General features: G+C 61.0%; 8 protein-coding genes and 3 tRNA genes. 6 read left to right on the top strand and 5 right to left on the bottom strand.

The genetic code is table 11. The annotated features are described in order from the left end of the window. The first annotated feature begins 891 nt into the window (after positions 1–891). Both VGB22_05845 and VGB22_05840 read left to right on the top strand, forming a co-directional pair. A complete protein-coding gene (locus tag VGB22_05845; GenBank protein HEX9750789.1) occupies positions 892–1,344 on the top strand; it encodes a cupin domain-containing protein in 453 nt (150 codons plus the stop codon). Between the two features lie 68 nt (positions 1,345–1,412). Then, positions 1,413–2,003 (top strand): hypothetical protein, encoded by a 591-nt coding sequence (locus tag VGB22_05840; GenBank protein ID HEX9750788.1) that lies wholly within the window; start codon positions 1,413–1,415, stop codon positions 2,001–2,003. 8 nt (positions 2,004–2,011) lie between these two features. On the opposite strand, the gene VGB22_05835 is transcribed toward VGB22_05840, so the two are convergent. Beyond that, positions 2,012–2,482, bottom strand: a complete 471-nt coding sequence (locus tag VGB22_05835; GenBank protein ID HEX9750787.1) for an OsmC family protein — start codon at positions 2,480–2,482, stop codon at positions 2,012–2,014. Positions 2,483–2,895: 413 nt separating this feature from the next. On the opposite strand from VGB22_05835, the gene cobO reads away from it, so the two are divergent. The 3 genes from cobO (at position 2,896) to VGB22_05820 (ending at position 7,238) form a co-directional block, all read left to right on the top strand. After that, entirely contained in the window at positions 2,896–3,462 is a 567-nt protein-coding gene (gene cobO / locus VGB22_05830; GenBank protein ID HEX9750786.1) for a cob(I)yrinic acid a,c-diamide adenosyltransferase, read from the top strand. Between the two features lie 222 nt (positions 3,463–3,684). After that, complete coding sequence (locus VGB22_05825) at positions 3,685–5,253, top strand: HD domain-containing phosphohydrolase (protein HEX9750785.1); 1,569 nt, start codon at positions 3,685–3,687, stop codon at positions 5,251–5,253. Positions 5,254–5,288: 35 nt separating this feature from the next. Next, positions 5,289–7,238 (top strand): hypothetical protein, encoded by a 1,950-nt coding sequence (locus VGB22_05820; GenBank protein HEX9750784.1) that lies wholly within the window; start codon positions 5,289–5,291, stop codon positions 7,236–7,238. A gap of 157 nt (positions 7,239–7,395) precedes the next feature. Here VGB22_05820 and VGB22_05815 read toward each other — a convergent pair. From VGB22_05815 to VGB22_05805, 3 genes are all read right to left on the bottom strand, one after another. Continuing rightward, positions 7,396–7,480, bottom strand: a tRNA-Leu gene (locus VGB22_05815). A 94-nt stretch (positions 7,481–7,574) separates the two neighbouring features. Further along, positions 7,575–7,646: transfer RNA gene (locus VGB22_05810), tRNA-Cys, on the bottom strand. A gap of 92 nt (positions 7,647–7,738) precedes the next feature. Then, a tRNA-Gly gene (locus VGB22_05805) sits at positions 7,739–7,812 on the bottom strand. 383 nt (positions 7,813–8,195) lie between these two features. On the opposite strand from VGB22_05805, the gene VGB22_05800 reads away from it, so the two are divergent. Beyond that, positions 8,196–9,068 (top strand): plastocyanin/azurin family copper-binding protein, encoded by an 873-nt coding sequence (locus tag VGB22_05800; protein ID HEX9750783.1) that lies wholly within the window; start codon positions 8,196–8,198, stop codon positions 9,066–9,068. A gap of 588 nt (positions 9,069–9,656) precedes the next feature. Here VGB22_05800 and VGB22_05795 read toward each other — a convergent pair. Next, entirely contained in the window at positions 9,657–19,148 is a 9,492-nt protein-coding gene (locus VGB22_05795; protein HEX9750782.1) for a VWA domain-containing protein, read from the bottom strand. Between the last annotated feature and the right edge of the window lie 19 nt (positions 19,149–19,167).

The following is a 19,167-nucleotide window of genomic DNA, read 5'->3' as shown; positions in this document are numbered from 1 at the left end:
CGCCGCACTCCGATGGTGGGATCGGTCTGACACCAACCCCGTCGATCTCAACTACAGGATCGCCATCGCTTGATAACCTTCACCGATCAACTGACGACAAACGGGTTTTTCAACACGCCCCAAGGTCCGGGCCACCCGCCCGTTGTGTTCACAGGCTGAAGAGCGCATGTGCAAGTGGTGAGAATACGCAACAGGGCCAGGCTATGGGCCATGGCACTGATTGCGACAGCAATCAGTTGCGTGCACTGCGCGGGACCAAGCAAGATACTGTATGGATTTTCCGAGCCGCTCGGTCCACACCTGGATGGAGTGGACCCGAATGGCGTGACCCATACGAGGCAACCGCTTGCGGAGTCAGGAATCGAAATAAGTTGGACTCCTGGCCCGACTTCGATGGTGTTGTCTCTTAAGAACAAATCGGACGATCCAGTCGAGATTCTATGGGAATTCTGTGTCTATGTCGACACGAGGGGACGTGGACACTTGGGCGTAGTTCATGGGTTTGATCCGTTCAAGGGACACCCATCAATTCCGCCACCTACTGTTGTGCTCCCAGACTCGTCGATTACAACAAGCATGCTCCCGCACGACCATGTCATTTACGTGAGGACACGGGGGATCGATACATGGATTCCTCTATCGCTTCTGCCGAGGTATCATGACAAAGGGAGATTGGAGGAGGTTCAGAGCTACATCGGGCAGAGAGTAGGTGTCGTACTGGCGCTTGTGAGACGTGGCAGAGTAGAGCGCTGGCACTATGAGTTTGAGATTCAATCAGCCGTTGTGGATCGGAAGTAATGTAATGGCAGCGACGCCCGGGTGGCCCGGACCGCCTGTGCCCTTCAGGATAAGGACCGGGTCTCATGGAAAACAATATCCCAGGAGGAACCCATGAACCGAAGTAGAGTATCGATCATCCTCGCCGTCGGATTCGGTGTCGTCTTGGGGGTGGCCCTGACCCGCGCATCCGAACCGGCTAAGGAGCTGAAAGTGGAGACACTGTTGCAGCGGGTGCTTTCAGATGAATTCACTCCCGATCGGGAGGTACTGATCGACTTAGTCGAGATTCCGCCGCACACGACATTGCCGCGTCACCGGCATCCGGGTGAGGAGTTTCACTACTACCTGGAAGGCGAAATGGAGATCCACATTGACGGTGAGAAGACGATTGTTGGCAAGCCCGGCGGCGTCGGACACGTTCCGTACAATCGGCTCCATACGGCTGTCACGAAGGAAAAAAGCGCCAAGGCGCTCGTCTTTCGCGTGCACAAAAAAGGTGAGCCGGTGCGGTACCTGGAGGCGGAGGACCCCCGGGACACCGCGGCGGCCAAAACGGAAGAGTAGCATGGGGCATCCGATCTGATATCAATACTGACAGGAGGAATATCATGCACGAGGGATTGAGCAGAGGAATGCTCACGGCCGCAGTGATTCTATTAGCATTGACAACGGCGGAGCCATCGCACGCGGGTGACCGCGCCCACATGGACGGCTTCTTCATGCGGCTCTCCGCCGGAGGCGGCGGCGCCGCCACTGAAATCGACCTCGACGGGATTGACCGGCAGCTCTCCGGCCCCTCGGGCGACATCAATTTCGCGTTCGGCGCGATCGTCTCGCCGAATCTGGCGGTCCATGCAACCCTCTTCGGCTGGAGCGTCACCGACCCCGATTTCGAATACGGCAGTCTTTACAGAAAAGCCGACGGCGACCTCTCGCTGGGAGCAATCGGCGCCGGCATCACCTACTACATCATGCCCGCAAACGTCTATCTCTCCGGCTCGATCGGCATCGGCGTTCTCTCCTTTGATGGCTCCGGCGAGAAAGGGGATTCCGACGGCGGCCCTGCCGTCGATATGACCATCGGCAAAGAGTGGTGGGTCGGCAGCAACTGGGGTCTCGGCGTGGCCGGAACCGTCGGTTTTCACTCAGTCCCCCATGGCGACATCGACGCAAACTGGCGAGGCGCCAACATCGGCGTGCGCTTCACGGCGACGCTGAACTGAGCACCGGTTTATTCGCTGTCGGCGAGTTCGCACCGCACGTCCGTCTTCACCGAGTTCGCGATGTAACACTGCGCGTGCGCCTCGTGATGCATCGACTCCGCTTCGTCACGAGTCGGGCGACGTGACCCCGAGTAGATCACGTCCGGGTGCAGCGTCACTCGCGTCATCGCGACTTTCCCCTCGGCATTGCGCCCCATGACTCCGACCGCATCATCGCAATAGCTCTCCACGACCAATCCGCGCTTCGCCGCAATCGCCAAAAACCACAGCATGTGGCAGCTCGATAACGCCGCCACGAACGCCTCTTCCGGATCGACCGCCGCTGGATCGGACAGGGGAGAGCGAACGACATGAGGTGATGCCGACGCCGGCACCTCCAGTCCGCCGTCGAATTGCCAGCGATGCGCGCGGCTGTACTTGTTGTCCGAGAATACCGCGCCGTCCCGGTTCCAAATCACGACTGCCTTGTGCTCAGCCATGGCATCCTCCGAGAGTTTCCCAATAACAGCCCGAATTGTCATTCTTCGTCCCTTCATCCCGGCGATCCCGGGGTGAAGGGATGAAGGGATGAAGAATCTGCTTTTGCCTCACACGTGGAAAGCACGATTGCACGAAAGCCGCCTCACCCGCACGCGGGAACTCCCTCTCCTTCTGGGAGAGGGTTGGGGTGAGGGCATCGCCGAGAATTCCCGCACGGTGCCCCGAATCCGCCTAAGAGCGTCTAACAGAATGACAGGCCACCATCCATTCGGTCAGATGCAGGCTCGGCGGAAGCCTCGCCCTCCCGTGCGATCTGGGGGGAGGGCGAAGCTTCTGCTGAGCCTAACTTAGTCGCAATGTCTCATTCTGTTAGATGCTCTAAGTTGCTGGCCACGAGAGGAGCAATCACTACATTTCCGCCGTGGATACTCAACCCCCAAAGATCCAAGTCCGCAAAGGCTTGGTAATCTGCTACACCGGCGACGGCAAGGGCAAGACCACCGCCGCCCTCGGCATGACGGTTCGTGCCGCCGGATACCATCTCCGCACCCTGATCTGGCAGTTCATCAAGGGCTCCTGGCACTATGGCGAGCTCGACGGTCTCAAGCTGCTGGCCCCGTACGTGGAGCTTCGCCAAATGGGGGAGGGGTTTGTCGGAATCATCGATGACAGGCTCCCCCGCGAGACCCACCGAAAGGCCGCTCTCGCGGCGCTGGAGGGCGCCCGGGCCGAGATTGCCTCGGGCCGGTGGCATCTGGTCATTCTCGATGAAATCTTCGTCGGCTGCCAGTTGGGTTTTCTCACCGCCGATGACCTTCTTGGGCTTATGCAAGCGCGGCCACAGAATGTGCACCTCATCATGACCGGACGGGGCGCTCCCCCCGAAGTCCTCGAAGCAGCCGACCTCGTGAGCGAGATGCGCGAGATCAGGCACCCCTACCAAAAGGGGGAATTGGCCCAGAAGGGGATCGACTATTAGGTCGATTCGACCCTGCCCACCACTGGGGAAGTCCCATCTGAATCGCGTTTCACACTCTGTCAAATCCCCCACGCTGTCTAAAGTTTGCACCGCGCAAATTGCTGTTCTCCGCTAAACGGCGCGGTTTGGAGCGTCGATAGATGACGTGTGACCGTTCCCGTCGACAGCACCCACACTCACGCCAGCTCGCCGCACCGGCCGGGTGATCGACCCGCAAGGACCATGTCCGGCACCGTCGCGTTGGTGGTCGATGATGAACTCTCGATCCAGGTCTTGCTTCGTGATTGGCTGACCGAAGAAAACGATCTGAGGGTTCTGACCGCATCGACCGGTATCGAAGCCGAGCGCATCCTGCGGTCTGAGCCGGTCGACGTACTCCTCGTGGACTTGCGCCTGCAGGAGTGTACCGGTCTTGACGTCATCAAACGGGCGCGTGCGCTGCAGCCGCACATCGTGCCGATCCTGATGACCGGCTATCCGACGCTCGAAACGGCGATCGGCGCGGTGCAAACCGACATCTACGACTACCTCGTCAAACCGTTCCGCATGGAATTGCTGTCGGCGACGGTCCGTCGCGCGGTCGAACAACGGCAGTTGCAGCGCGAAAACATGGCGCTGCGCGAACAATTGGCCGTGGCCGAATTAATCCGCAAGATCGGCACCACCCAGGATTCCGAAGAGATCATCGAGGCCGTGCTGGCAACCGTGCGCGAGGAATTCGATGCCGCCGCCGTCGCGCTGTTGATGTTCAACCCGGAGCGCGGGCGTCTGGAACTGCGCGGCATTCGCGGCGACCAGGTCACGATCCAGAAGCCGTCCTATGCCGCCTTTCTCAACGGCGAAACGGTCGCAACGACCGCCGTAATGGCCGGCGGCTGCCCGATCGTCTACTCGTCACAACAGGGCGATCTGTTCGAGGATCCGTGTTCGGGGGCCGACTGCATCACACAGCCGCTGACCATCTCCGGACGCACGGTCGGTGTCCTCAACATGGTCCGACGCCCCAACTGCGCGCCGTGCGGCGACGGGACACTGCGGACGCTGTCGTTGATCAGCGCCCATGCCGCCGCGTCCATCGATAACGCCCGGTTGTATCGCGAACTGCACGAGGCCTATCTCGACACTGTCTCGGCGCTGGCCAACGCGATCGAAATCCGCGACCCCTACACGCGCGGTCACACCGACCGTGTCAAAACCCTGGCCCGCGCCATCGCCGCCCGTCTGAAGTGGTCCGCGCAGGATCTGTTCAATCTGTGGATGGGGTGCACCCTGCACGACATCGGCAAGCTCGGCGTGCCCGATGAAATTCTCGGCAAACCCGGGCCGCTGACCGATGATGAATTTGCCGTGATGAAAACACACCCCGAAATCGGCGTCCGGCTCGTCGAAGGGGTCCCGTTTCTGCGCGCCGCCGTGCCGTACATCTACAGCCACCACGAGCGTTTCGACGGCACCGGCTACCCCACCGGGGCCGCCGGCGAGAATATCCCCATCGAAGGGCGGATTCTCGCCGTCGTCGACGCATTCGACGCCATCATCTCCAATCGACCGTATCGTCCCGGCCAACCGGTCGAAGCCGCGATTGCGGAATTGAAAATGTTCTCCGGCATCCAATTCGACCCCTGTATCGTCGATATCTTCCTGGATATTCTCGCCTCACGTCAATTCCCGTGGATCGTGACGGGACGCCCGTCGGCGCCGGGATTCACCGGGCCCGCCAACGGACATGCGAAAGTCACGGCCATCACGACCGTCCCGCGCTCGGTCGCCCTTCACCTGAAGTCATCTTGACGCGGCGGGACAACGCATCTTCTTTGTCAGCGCCGATGCCGTCCCGCAAATCCCAAAGACGCCAGCTTCGATCCCGCAAGACCGCCGCCCACAGCCGTTCGGACTTCCTGCCGAGGGTACTGTGGTTGGGCGGTATTCTCATCGCGCTGGTCGCATTTTACTTCGTGACGCACGATGCGGCGTTCGAACCGCTGGCGTTCAAGGACATCTACAACCCCAGTTTCAAAGAACGCGGGATGTGGTTCACCCAGGACGACGCCTATATTTCGTTTCGCTACGCCCGCAATGCACTCGACGGGCACGGGCTCGTTTTCAACCCCGGTGAACGAGTCGAGGGATACACAAACTTCTTCTGGGTCATACTGACAATCCTCTCCGGACAACTGGGATTCGATTTCGACCCGGCCACGAAGTTCCTCGGCGGACTGGCGGCCGCCGGCATGATCATTCTGACCGCGTTTATGGGTCGCGAAGCGGCGCGTCATGTCGGGATACCGCGGCCCGAGTTGGTTGGTATTCTGGCCGCGCTGTTGTTGTCTTTCAACGGCTCCTTCGGTTACTGGACCGCATCGGGACTGGAGACTTCGTGGTTCGGCATGTGTGTGACCGCATCCGTGTGGCTGTGGCTGCGCGGCTCTCTGTTGGCAGTTCCGGCGCTGGCGATCGCCACCATGTCGCGCCCCGAAGGCGGACTGGTCTGGCTTGTCCTGGTCGCCGCCGAGGCGATTCTGTCGCGTGACTGGAGGCGATCCCTCGTTCTCCTGCTCGGCGTCGGACTGCTGCTCGCGCCCTATGGTCTGTTCAAACTGTCGTATTATGGGCGCGTTTTGCCGAACCCGTTCTACGCGAAGACGGGTTTCTCACTCGAGTACTGGACCAGCGGCATCCAGTACATCTGGCTGTTCATCCGCGACTATGGGTTCTATGGGCTCGGAGTGCTGTTGGCACTCGTATCGTTCCGCCCGCTGCCGGGACGTTGGCGGGTGATCCCCGCGCTGTTTCTGATTTACACCATTTACATCGCGTCGGTGGGCGGCGACGTCCTCAGACCGAATCGGTTCTTCGTTCCGATTCTCGCGCCGATGGCCGTGGCGGTCGCCGCCGGGAGTTTCTGGCTGGCACTGCGGCTGCGAACCGTCGCGCTGCGCATCGCAATTCCGACCGCCGTCCTGGCGCTGATCGGCTATTGGGGGCTCGTCGCGCCGCGCGCGCTGATTCTCGATACCCGCGATCTGGAGATGGGCCTGACGGCGAAGATGAAGTTCATGGCGGAGCAGATGACCGCAATCGACCCGCGTCCGTTCACGCTGGCCACCTCGACCATCGGCATGATCTCCTACACACTCTCGCAGTGCCGCGTCATCGACATGCTGGGCCTGACCGACTCGACCATCGCCCGCCACCCCGAATCGATCCCCGGGAATTCCAGCACATGGAAGGAACGAAACTACAACGCCACCTATGTCCTGGCGCAAAACCCCGATTACATCCTGTTTTCGACCGGCCACAAACCTTCGGCGCCGGCCGAGCGCGCGCTGATGCTCCACTCCAAATACCGCCGCAACTACTACACGGTGTTGCAGCCCTATGTCGGACGCAACCTCGCGATCCACAAACTGCGGCCCGATCCGACCCAGGCCGACACCCTCTGGCCCGATATCCAGCTCGCCCACGACATCAATGCCGCTTACAACTTTCAGGTGAAAGAGAATCTCGACTCCGCCTTCATCATGTTCTCCAAGATCGCCGAAGAGGGGCCGGGCGACTTCTGCATGCCGCAGGGTTTCTGCGCCGCCCTGCGCGTCTCGCAGGGGCGCTATCAGGAGGCGCTCGAATTCGTCCACGAGGCCCTGAAGATCGATTCGCTGTGTCTGGTGGCCTGGCAGGCAGGAAACATCGCATCCCAACGGCTCGGCGACTCCACCAGCGCGCACCAGTTTGCGCAGGGCTTCCACCGCGTCTGCCCCTGGCTGACGCTGGAGTAGAACCCAGTGCCGGGGTGTCGAAATGCTCGCAGTCGGGCGAGGAATCTCCAACGCGTGACAAGTCCCGGCTCCTGTGCACGATTCGGGGCTCGGCTGGACAAGCTCGGAGAACTGTTCAACACACCCGCAGATCAGCGGTCACGTCGCGGAGACACATTGCCGGAGGCCGGACTCGAACCGGCACGTCCCAATCGGGACAAGGGATTTTAAGTCCCTGGCGTCTGCCATTCCGCCACTCCGGCTTGCGGTCTCAAAAGATGTAACAGGGGCTGCGCAAACACAGGGGAAAAGAGACGGCCGCAGCCGCCATTCTTGTCGGACTCCTGCGCAGCTAAGAGGCGGGTTCCGGATTCGAACCGGAGTATAGAGGTTTTGCAGACCTCCGCCTTACCACTTGGCTAACCCGCCATCGGGGCGATGCTCTCTTCGGGCCGTGCACTGTGGGCCATCAAAAAAAACGCCCTGTGCGGGCGGGAAAGTGACGACTCACTCACGTAAAAAGCGGGAAACGGGATTCGAACCCGCGACATTCACCTTGGCAAGGTGACGCTCTAGCCAACTGAGCTATTCCCGCATCGGCCTCACCAAACTATATCGGCACACCCCCCCTGCTGTCAACCGGGATTTGCTGATCCTCTGCCGCGCCGATTCGTTAGAACTGCAAGACCGGCAATCGCTTTCACGGGTCCGCGTACCACCGGCGGCCCCGGCATGCCCCAAACGCGGACCGGCTGGCCCTGCCTGATCCATTGACACCCGGCAATTCCACTGTATCTTCTGACAAGTAGGGTTTTGCCTGCCACGCGTACACCTCACGTCGCGTCGATGGCGATTTTCGAAGGACTCATCACCAAGAGGAGGATACATGCCGCAAGGCTGTCGTCGACAGTCGCGCCCGGTGGCTACGATGAAACCACCTCATCGGGCAGACATCGTCAATTTTGTTGGGAGGATTTCATGAGACGAATTGCTCTCTGTTTGACCGCAGTGCTGCTGTCCGTGGGTATGCCCGAGGCGGCGGTGATCGAAATTCAGGCCCTGTCCACCTCGTTTTCGCCCGACCTCGTCAACATTCTCCACGGCGACACCGTACGCTGGGTACGGATCGTCGGCATCCACACGACAACGAGTGGGACCGGCTCAGGGGATCCGGAGGCCGGATCGGAGTGGATCTCTGCGTTGGACGGCGGCACACCGTCATTTCAGCGTCAGTTCAACATCCCCGGCAGCTACCCGTACTTTTGCGAATTTCACGAGGGATTCGGCATGGATGGCGTCATCAACGTCGGGACACGCCCGGCCAACATGGTTGATGTTGATGCCGTCGGCATGGTCTTCGACCCCGACTCCGTGCAGATCGATCCCGGCGATCAGGTCCGTTGGACACGCCGCTCCGAAAGCCACACGACCACGTCCGGCACCGGCTCGGCCGATCCCAACTCCGGCCTGTTGTGGGACGCAGACCTCAACCTCGCATCACCCATCTTCACGCGTCAATTCGATGACGAAGGTGTGTTTCCGTACTATTGCGGGCCGCATGAGTTCGATGGCATGCTCGGCGTCGTTGTCGTGGGAGACCCGCCCGCCTGCGATTGCCCCAACTTTACCGATCCGGCCGCCAACGGCGCGGTCGTCAATGTCTTCGATGTCGTCAAGGCGGTCGATGTCGCATTCCGCAATGGCACTGCTCCCCAGAGTCCCGATTGCCCGGTCGAAGACACGGATGTCACATCCTGCGACGGCGTCACCAACGTATTCGATGTCGTGGCGTTTGTCGATGTCGCGTTCCGAAACGGTGACCCAGCGCAATTCTGCACACCCTGCCTCTGATCGATTCCCACGGTCTGAAGCGGGAATGTCTTCACGTGCGGGTCAGCCCAAGGGCTGACCCGCACGTGAGTAAGTGGTTTGCGCCGGTGCGGGTCAACCCGAGGGCTGCCCGGCACGCGAAGTTGTGTATCGCGCCCGCCCGGATCAGCACTCAATCTGCCCGGCACGCGAAGCTGTATATCACGCCCGGTCCGTGTCAGAGCTCAGTCCGATCGGCATTCAGCAGCACACGAGGATTCGTATCACGGATCCGCTCCGCCCCGTGCGGGTCAGCCCTTGGGCTGACCCGTCTGCGAATTCCGAGCGACTCACATTCCGTCTGCCCGGCACGCGAAGCTGTATATCACGCCCCGTCCGTGTCAAAGCTCAGTCCGATCGGCATTCAGCAGCACATGAGGATTCGTATCACGGATCCGCTCTGCCCCGTGCGGATCAGCCCAAGGGCTGACCCGCACGCGAGGAAGTGGTTTGCGCCGGTGCGGGTCAGCCCTTGGGCTGACCCGTCTGCGAATCCCGGCCGGTTCACATGAAAAACGGCCCTCCAATCTCAGACCGGAGGGCCGTTGGCTTGCTGCCTGATTGGTGCACTTACTGCTTCGGCTTGACTGTCGACGGCGGCGTAGTCGTCGTGCTGCCGACTTCGCTGCCCGCCGGCTGGTCATCCGTGCCGGGCTGCTCGGGCTGCGCAGTCTCCGCGGGCCCGGTCTTGCCGCACGGCTTCTGGCCGGAGCGGAAGAGGAATTCGGCCAGCAGGGTCACATCCGCCACGTCGACTTTGCCGTCACAGTTCACATCGGCGCGCGGGTTGTAGTTGTCCAGCCCTGCGGCGAGCGTCGTCGGCGCTGCCGGGCGATAGATCTTGCTGACCATCGCCACGAGGTCGAACAGATCGACCTTGCCGTCGTCGTCGACGTCACCGGTGCTCTTGGTGTCGTCCGGGAAGGGCAGAATCTGAGCGCTGCCCGGTGTACAGACGTCGTTGTCGACGATGACGCTGTACTGTCGCGTCACCTGACAAGAGCCGCCGCACGGGTCGGTGCAGCGGATGGTCACCGGTACAAAGCCGCTCGCCATCGGCGTGTAGCACCACTGCCCGTTGATGATCTCGCCCAACCCGTCGAGCAATTCACAGACCACCAGCCCGCCTTCCGGATCGGTGCCGCTGATCGGCAGGCAGATCGATTCGCCTTCGCAGACGATAAACGTCTGGGGCAGCGCCACGTTGCAAATCGGCTCCTCGTTCATGTCGATCGAGACTCGGAAGGTGTCGCGGCACTCTCCGCATTCGTTGAAGCAGCGGATGATGACGTCGAAGATCTCGTCCACCGTGGCATTGTAGCACCACTGCCCGTTGGACAACGTGCCCTGGCTCGTCAACAGTTGGCAACTGTCGGCATTCACCGCGGGCACCGCCACGCAGATCGTCGTCGGCTCGCAGAGGAACAGTGATGTGTCGGCCTGGTGATCGCAACTGGGCGGATCATCCAGCTCGATTGTCACCTTAAACGAGTCGAAGCAACTGGCGCCGCACGAGTCGATGCAGTTGATGTACGAGTAGAAGCTTGTTTCGGCCGAGGCGGTGTAACACCAGTTTCCGTTCGAGAGCGTTCCCGGACCCGACTCCGTGCAGGTCCACAGGTTGTTGTCCGGATCGCTCGCCGACACCGGCAGACAGATTTGCGTCGGCTCGCAGATCAGGAATGTCGTGTCATTGGGCACATTGCAAACCGGCGGCTCGTTGATCGTGAAGTTGACCGTAAACGACCCGACGCACGAGTCGCAGACGCCGTAACAGGTGATCTCCACCGTCACTTCGCCGCTTTCGGACGGTGTGTAGCACCACTGGCCGTCGCCCAATGTGCCGGGACCGCTGGTGATCTCGCAATTGCCGCCTGCGATGGGCAGACAGATTTCCTCTTCGCCGCACGTCACGATGGTCGTGTCGTTCGGCACCTCGCAAATCACCGGCGCCGGACTCGGGTAGTCGATCTCCCATCCGAAGTTGCAACTGGCGCCGCAGGAATCGTAACAGGTGATGCTCACGCTCACGTGCTCGCCCGGCGTCGGGACATACTGCCAGCCCGCCTCGGTCAACTCACCGGGACCGTCCAGCACGCAATGCGAGAAGTTGCTGTCCGCATCCGATGTGGTGAACGGCACGAACGCGATCGGCGGCGTGCATCCGGGCGCACTGGGTGTCTGGAACTCGCACACCGGCGGCTCATTGTGCTCGAAGGTCACGCGGAACGTGTCTTCGCAGACAGCGCCGCACGAATCGACGCAACGGACGATCACTTCGATCGACTCATCGTATTCGGAGTACCAGCACCACTCGCCGAAGCCGTCGTACGTCTTGCAGCCGCCCTCGGGATCCTTGCAGCCGATGCCGATGACTTGGCAGTACCACAGGTTGCCGTCCGGGTCGCTGCCGCCGAACGGCAGGCAGACCTCGGTCGGCTCGCACAGGAAAATGGTCGTGTCATTCGGCACCTCGCAGACCGGCGCCTCGTTCATCTCAATGGTCACGCAGAATGTGTCCTCGCAGTAGGCCTGGCAATTGTCCACGCACCGGATCACGAAGCAGACCGTCGTGTCATGGTCGGCGTAGTACCACCATGTCGCAAAACCCGATTTTTCCTCGGAGTCGCCGTTGACCAGGTAGCAATACGGGTAATCGGCCGGAAAATCGGGATCAGTGCCGGGCGCGTACTCGAAATACAGCTCGGTCGGCTGGCACAGGAAGATCGTCGTGTCGTTGCGCGGATTGCAGACCGGCGGGTCATTGATGTCGACAATGACCGTAAACGTGTCCTCGCAGAAAGCGCCGCAGGAGTCTTCGCAACGGATAATGACGTCAAAAGTGTCGTCATCTTCGGCGTAGAAGCACCAGATCTCACCCTTGCCCTCGCGCAGCTCGCCGATGCCATTGGCGACGTAGCACGTATCGAGGTTTCCATCCGGATCGTAGGACTCGAGTCCGCCGAAACAGATCTCGCCCGGCTCGCAGTACCGATACCGAGCCGTATCCGTTTCGATGGGACACATCGGCGGCTCATTGATCTCGTAGGTAATCGTGAACTCGCCGCTGCAAGTCTCGCAGATGCCTTCACATTCGATTGCAACCGTGACCTGCTCATCGCCGGACGGAGTATACACCCAGTACCCGTTGCGCAATTCACCGGGACCTTCGACGATGCTGCATTCTCCGCCGATGGCCGAGACCGGCAGCGAGTCGGCGACGAGGTCGCACAGGAACCGCGTCTGGTCATCCGGCAGATTGCAGATCGGCGGCGACGGATTCGGAATCTGGAACTCGACTAACAGCGTGCACGCCGCCCCGCACGAATCCGAACACACGATCGTGTCGGAGATCACATCTCCCGGAATCACCGGATCCAGCGTCCAGATATTCCCGTTCAACGTGCCCTTCGCGGTCGGCAGCAGTTCGCACGTCGTCGGATCGTCGTTGGGATCGACCGACTGGAACGGGATCAGCAACGGTATTTGCGGCGACGGACACGGCGGCGGGCCGCTCAGATCCAGGAACTCGCAGACCGGCCCATCATTGAGCTCGAACGTCACATTAAATGTGTCCGAACACATCGCACCGCACTTGTCGAAGACTTCGATAATGACCTGGATGGTCGTGTCGCGGTCGGCGTAGTAGCACCAGAACAACGGGACGCCGAGCGGGTCGGACGACTTGCCCTTCTGACGGCAGATCCAGATGTTCCCGTCCGGGTCCTCCGCGCCATAGGGCAGACAGACCGAATCCGGCTCGCACAGGTAGATCGTCGTGTCGTTCGGGACGATGCACACCGGCGGCGTATTGATGTGGATATCGACCTTGAAGGAATCCTCGCAATAGTTGTTGCACGTGTCGTAGCATCGCACGCCGACATAGAACGAGGTGTCGCCTTCCGGCGGCAAATAGCACCACAGCCCGCCGTCGATCGTTCCCGGCCCAAAGAGCAGCTCGCAATTCGCTGCTTCGCGGCCCTTCGTCTGCGGTGAGCGCTGCGGCGTCTTGCCGGGGCTGCTGTAGCGATTGTCGGGACGCACCGCCAGGTCGCCACCGGCGAGCGTATTGCCCGGAGGCGTCACCAACCCGACCGGCAGGCAAATCTGCGTCGGCTCACACTGCGTGATGAGTGTGTCATCCGGCAGTTTGCACTCCGGAGGATCGGCCACAATGATCGTCACGCAGAACGTGTCGATGCAGAGGTTGTCGCACGAGTCGCGGCAACTGATCGTGACGCAGAACGACGTGTCGTCCTCCGCGTAGTACGACCATATGCCGCCTTCCAGCGATCCGGGCCCGTCGACCAGCGAGCAGTAGACCTCGGCCGAATCGCCGAACGCCGAATCCACGTCGATCTCGATCAACGCCGGGTCGCACAGATTCAGCAGCGTATCGTCGCGCTCGACACACTCCACCGGCGGCGTGATGTGAACCAGCACATACGTCGTATCGCACACCAGCGCACCGCATGAGTCCTCTACGCAGCAGTCGATCGTGTACAGGCCCGATGTGTCCGCATAGAAGCAGACCAGCGGCGGCTGCATCCACCCGAAGTGGACGAAGCGCGAACGGACATTGTTGTTAAAGTCGATCTCCGGCCACGGACCCAGGCAGATCGTATCCGGCCCGCAGAGCCAGACTTCTTTGTCCGGAGGCGCGATCACGAATGGCGGCTGATTGACGATAATGCTGACGCAGAAGCTGTCGGCGCAAATGTTCCCGCACTCGTCCTCGCACTCGATCCACACGCACACCGGACCGGTGCCGTCGCCGCAGGTGTTGCAATCCTTGGCGTCGGGCTTGGGCACGTAGATCCACCAGCCGTCTTCGATCATGCCCGGCCCGGCGACCACGCGACAGGTTACCTCGCCGTTTTCCGGGTCGGTCGCGCCGACCGGCAGCATCACCGTATCGGATGAATCGCACAGGAAAATGCTCGTGTCGCCCGGAACGTCACAGATCGGCGGCAGGTTCCCATCGACCGTGATCTTGACCGTGTCGTAGCAGGAGCTGCCGCACGAGTCGTAACACACCAACTCATAGTAGAAGACCGTGTCAATTCCGGGATTGCAAATGACAATCAACCCGGTGTCGACCGACTTGTCGCCGTTCGGGTCGATCAGATTGAGAATACAGTCGAAGTAATCGCTGTCCGAGTCGCCGTACCCGAAGTAGAGCGTATCGCACTCATCCGGTAGACAGAACGTCAGCGTCGTGTCATTGCCCAGATCGCACACCGGCGGCTCATTGCAATCAAATGTGACGGTAAACGTGTCTGTGCATGTGTCGCCACACGCGTCGACAGCCAACTGGAAGTATGTCAGAGTCGTGTCGTGATCGAACGGGCATCCGGTCCAGCAGATCGTCACGAAACCGCTGTCGGGATCAGTCGTCACGGCGTCGCTCGACGGTGACGGACCTCCCACCGGTCCGACTGCCCAGTAGCCCCCCTCCGCGAAGAGGTTGCCGTCCGCGTCGGAGACCGACAGGTACAGGCATTGGGTGCTCTGCTCGCCGCAGAACACCAGCGTCGTGTCGTTCGGGCTGTCGCAGACCGGCGGCTCGTTGACGTCGACGATAATCACGATCGTGTCGACGCATGTCGCCCCGCACGAATCGATGCACGTCATCTCCACCGTCAGGATCGAGTCGCTCTCCACGTAGAAGCACTCCGGGTGCGTCGGCACCTTGTCGGGATCACCCAACAATGCGAACGTGCAGGTATCCAGATTGCCGTCCGGATCGTTGCTGTTCCACAGGAAGCAGACCGTGTCCGGATCGCAGAGGAACTTCCAGAGCGTATCCGCTTCGAGATAACAGCGCGGCGGCTCGTTGACCAGGACCGTGACGAGGAATGTATCGAGGCACGACTCACCGCATGAATCAGTGGCGCCGTACTCAATCGTGAACGTCGTGTCCGATGGGATCTGCGCGAGGTCGACGCAGACTGTCCCGAGTACGGTATCGATTTCGGCCAAACCTTTAGTATCGTCGATGACCCGGAAGATCCACAGTGACGGATCGAGATTGTTGTCCGGATCCCAGAACAGCGGGAGCTCCCAGCAAAGCGTACTGTCGCTGTCGCATGAGTACAGCGTCGTGTCGTTGATGTCGGCGCACACCGGCGGCTCGTTCAACTCGAACGTCACCGTAAACGTGTCTTCGCAGTACTCGTCGCACTGATCCCAGCAGCGGATGATGAACGTGACCGTCGTGTCGCGATCCGCGTAATAATAGTCGCTGGCGTCGAAAGTTTTCGCGGAGTCATCGCCGAGCAGGATCAGGTCGCAATGGGAGAGATTGAAGTCGGGGTCCGTCGAGTTATAATACGACAGGTAGACCGAGTCCGGCTCGCACAGGAAAATCGTCGTGTCGTTGGGCATCTCGCAAACCGGCGGCTCGTTCAGATTGACGATGACGACGATTGTGTCGTAGCACGTCGCCCCGCACGAATCGACGCAACAGAGTTCGACCAGCATCGTCGTATCGCTCTCGACCCACAGGCACTCTGTGCGCCCCAGCCCCTTGCCGCTGTCGGGCTCCAGGATCGTGAACCAGCACGAATCCAGGTTGCCGTCCTGATCGAAACTGTCCCAGTCGAAGCAGACCGAGTCGGGCTCGCAGAGGAACTTTCTCAGCGTGTCCGACTGGAGGAAGCAGCGCGGCGCATCGTTTAACTGGATGTTGACGATCGTCGTGTCGATGCACGAATCGCCGCAGGTGTCGGAGATACTGAAGATGATGTACAGCGTCGTGTCACTCGTGTACGACGCGGGCAGCAGACAGTAGGTGCCGTAAATCGAATCGACCACGCCGTTGCCCTGCGATCCCTTCACCTCGATCAATTGCGTGGTCGGGTCCAGATTGCCGTCGGGATCGACAAACTTAAACTCGCCGAGACACAGCAGTTCATGCGTGCTGTCGCACAAAAAGATCGTGGTGTCCGGCGGCACTTCGCACGTCGGCGGCTGGTTCTCACGGACCTCCACCCAGGTGCTGTCGAGGCACTCATTGCCGCAGTCGTCGACGCAGGTGAAATGCACCCAGTAGCTGCCCGCAAACGTCGGATTGTAGCACCAGCGGTTGTCGGTGACCGTCCCGATGTCCGACCGGCACTCGACCGAGTCGTCACAGGAGTCGGTGGCGCCCACCGTCAGGCAGATTTGCTGGCCCGGTTCGCAGACGAAGAAGCGGGCGGTGTCGGGGATGTCGCACAGCGGCGGCGTCTCGTCGTAGATGATGATCTCCTGAAGGCAGCGCGAACTGTTGTCACAGTCGTCGACCGCCTCCCAGATCACCACCACGACATACCCGCAATCGGCATCAATCGTGTCGGCTCCGATGAGGGACACCTCCACCAGCGTGTCGCACAGATCGGTCGCCGTCGGCTCCTCCCATGATTCCGGAACAGAATCGCACTCGTAGCGCAGAATCTCCACGCATTCGATCTCCGGCGGCAGCGTATCGATCAGATACGTGCGCTGAACGCACGTGTCGGCGTTCCCGCAGTGGTCGATGGCCTCCCACGTCACGGCGCGGATCCCGATCACCGGGCACGCGATGTCGTCGGTCAACGTCGTATCCCCGATCATCTGCACGGTGACATTGGTGTCACACAGATCGAACGCTTCCGGAGCGGTGGGCTGCGGAAGGATGCCCTCCGAATCACAGTCGATCGAGTCGGCCGGCAGGCACAAGAGCACCGGCGGCAGCGTATCGAGAAAGACCGCCGCCCAACGGCAGGTGTCGGAGTTGCCGCACTCATCGGTCGCGACCCAAACGTAGGTATCGATGCGTACTTGCGGACACTCAACATCGGTATCGCTGATCACCGTGTCCAATTCGACGAAGGCGCCATTGTCGCAGTTGTCGACGGCCGATGGCGGATTCACCAAGATCGCCGTGCCGCAGGGGAAATACCCCGTGTCGGGGCAGGCAATCTCCGGCGCGGTCGTATCGACAAAGCGGATGCGCTGCGTGCAGGTGTCGTAGTTGCCGCATGCGTCGTAGGCGGCAAACGTCACCTCATAGGTCACATCGCAGGACGTGACCGGATCGGATACGATCCGGACATTACTCAGGCAGAATTGGGGATTGGGATCGCAATTGTCGACCACACCTGTCGGCGCGCCCCAGCGGAAATCGTATTCGTCGATGCACAGCCCGCCCGGCGACTTCTGCGCCAGCGCGTGCGCCTCCGGCAGCTCATCGCATGAGACCAGCGTGTCCGGCGGGCAGGTGATCGTCGGCGGCGTCTCGTCGTAGATGGTGATTTCCTGCTTGCACGAGTCGACATTGCCGCACTCGTCGGTCGCCACCCACGTCTTGGTAATGACATACTCCTGCGGACAATCGCCGGGTACCGTGTCGCAGCGAACGTCGAGTACTACGGTCTCCGGGTTCTCGTCATCCACCGTCGGCTCGCCGAATTCGCCGATCGAATCGCACTCATAGCGTACGTTTGGAGGACAGTCGATCGAGACGTGCTCGTCGATGTCGTAGAACACTTCGAACGTGCCGCGGCATGTATCGCACTCGGTGGCGCACTCGACCGTGACCACGGCCGTGTCGTTATCGCCGGAGGGCTGATAGACCCAGTAGCCGCCCTGAATTGCGCCAGGGCCGGCGATCACTTTGCAGACCGCCCCTCCGGTCGCGCTGACCGGGAGCGAATCCAGCGTCGGCGTGCACAGGTGGATCATGGTGTCGTTCGGCAGATTGCAGAAAACGTCCGTCGGCGTCGGGAACGTGAAATCGAAGTCGATCCAGCAGGAGTCGCCGCATTCGTCGTAGCAAACCACGCGCGCCGACACGTGCTGGCCGGCTCCCGGATTGAGAACCTGCCAGGCACCGCCCACCAGTTCGCCGTCGCCGGTCAGAACACAATTAACCGGCCGCCCTTCGGGATCGGTGGAAATGATCGGCACCACGTGCGCTTCCGGCGGCAGACAGCTCGGCGGGCCGGTCGACACCAGCGTGGAGCAGGTCGGCGGCTCGTTGGGACAAACCAGTATCTCGTGCACCGTGTCCGGCGCATCGGCAGGGCTGGCGACCGTGCCATGTCCGTCCGAAGCGGTGAAGTAGAACTGCACCCCGTCGGCGCTGCACGGGAACAAAGAACCGGGTAGCGTATCACAGTAGAGACTGTCGCCGTCTCCGTCCAGAAAGACCGACGTGTACGATGCGTCAAAGTCCGTCCGGTAATACAATTGCACCGTCAGCGACTCCGACGGCGTGTCCGAGTCGACCACGTACGCGCACAGAATGACCGCGCTGTCCGGCTCGATGCAATCGGGACCCGCGACGATGCGGATTTCCGGCGGGGTCGGCTCGCAATAGATGATCGTGTCGCACGGCCCGCACTCGCCGGTCTCATCCTGGTAGCACACCCGGACGACATGGCAGTCGCCGTCGCTGATCGTGTCGGGGCTGAGGTAGCATATGAGATAACGGCTGCACAGCCGGAACTTGATCTCTTCGTAAATGTCGATGATATCGGAGCCGTCAGGCGCGTGGTGATAAGAGCCGCCGCTGCCCGCCGCCAATTTGGTCAGATACGTCGGATCGAATCCGGAGCCCAGACTGATGGTGTAGATCGGGATGGAATTGCTGATGGCCGCGCTGACGATCATCGTCGAGTCGTCGGAAAAATCACCGTCGAGCGTGATGCCGTCCGGCGAGGTGCCGACGGCGCACAGCCAACTGCGGTTTTCCATACCGTCGGATAATGCGATCACCGCCAGACTGCGCCCCGCGCTCAGTTCCGCGGCCGTCAACTGGACGCCCCCCCAGATGCCGTCGAACGCCGCCGTGAAGCCCCCGGCAGTCAATCCCGTGACGCCGGCGTGTAGCAGGGCGGTGTCGCTGGTAAATCCCTGCACGGTCGAGTAACAGTCGGAAAACTTGACGATCGCCATGCGATCATGCGTGTCCATCTGGTCGATGAACGCATGCGCCGCGTCCTTCGCCTCGTCCAGCTTGTCCGAGTTCGCCATGCTTCCGGATACGTCGATGACCAGGCAGATCGAGGTCCGGCAGGAGTCCAGCGAACTTTCCACGACCGAAAACGAGTCGATG

The sequence above is a fragment of the Candidatus Zixiibacteriota bacterium genome, assembly GCA_036397555.1.
Lineage (GTDB): Bacteria > Zixibacteria > MSB-5A5 > WJJR01 > WJJR01 > DATKYL01.
This window is presented reverse-complemented; position numbering and strand designations above follow the sequence as displayed.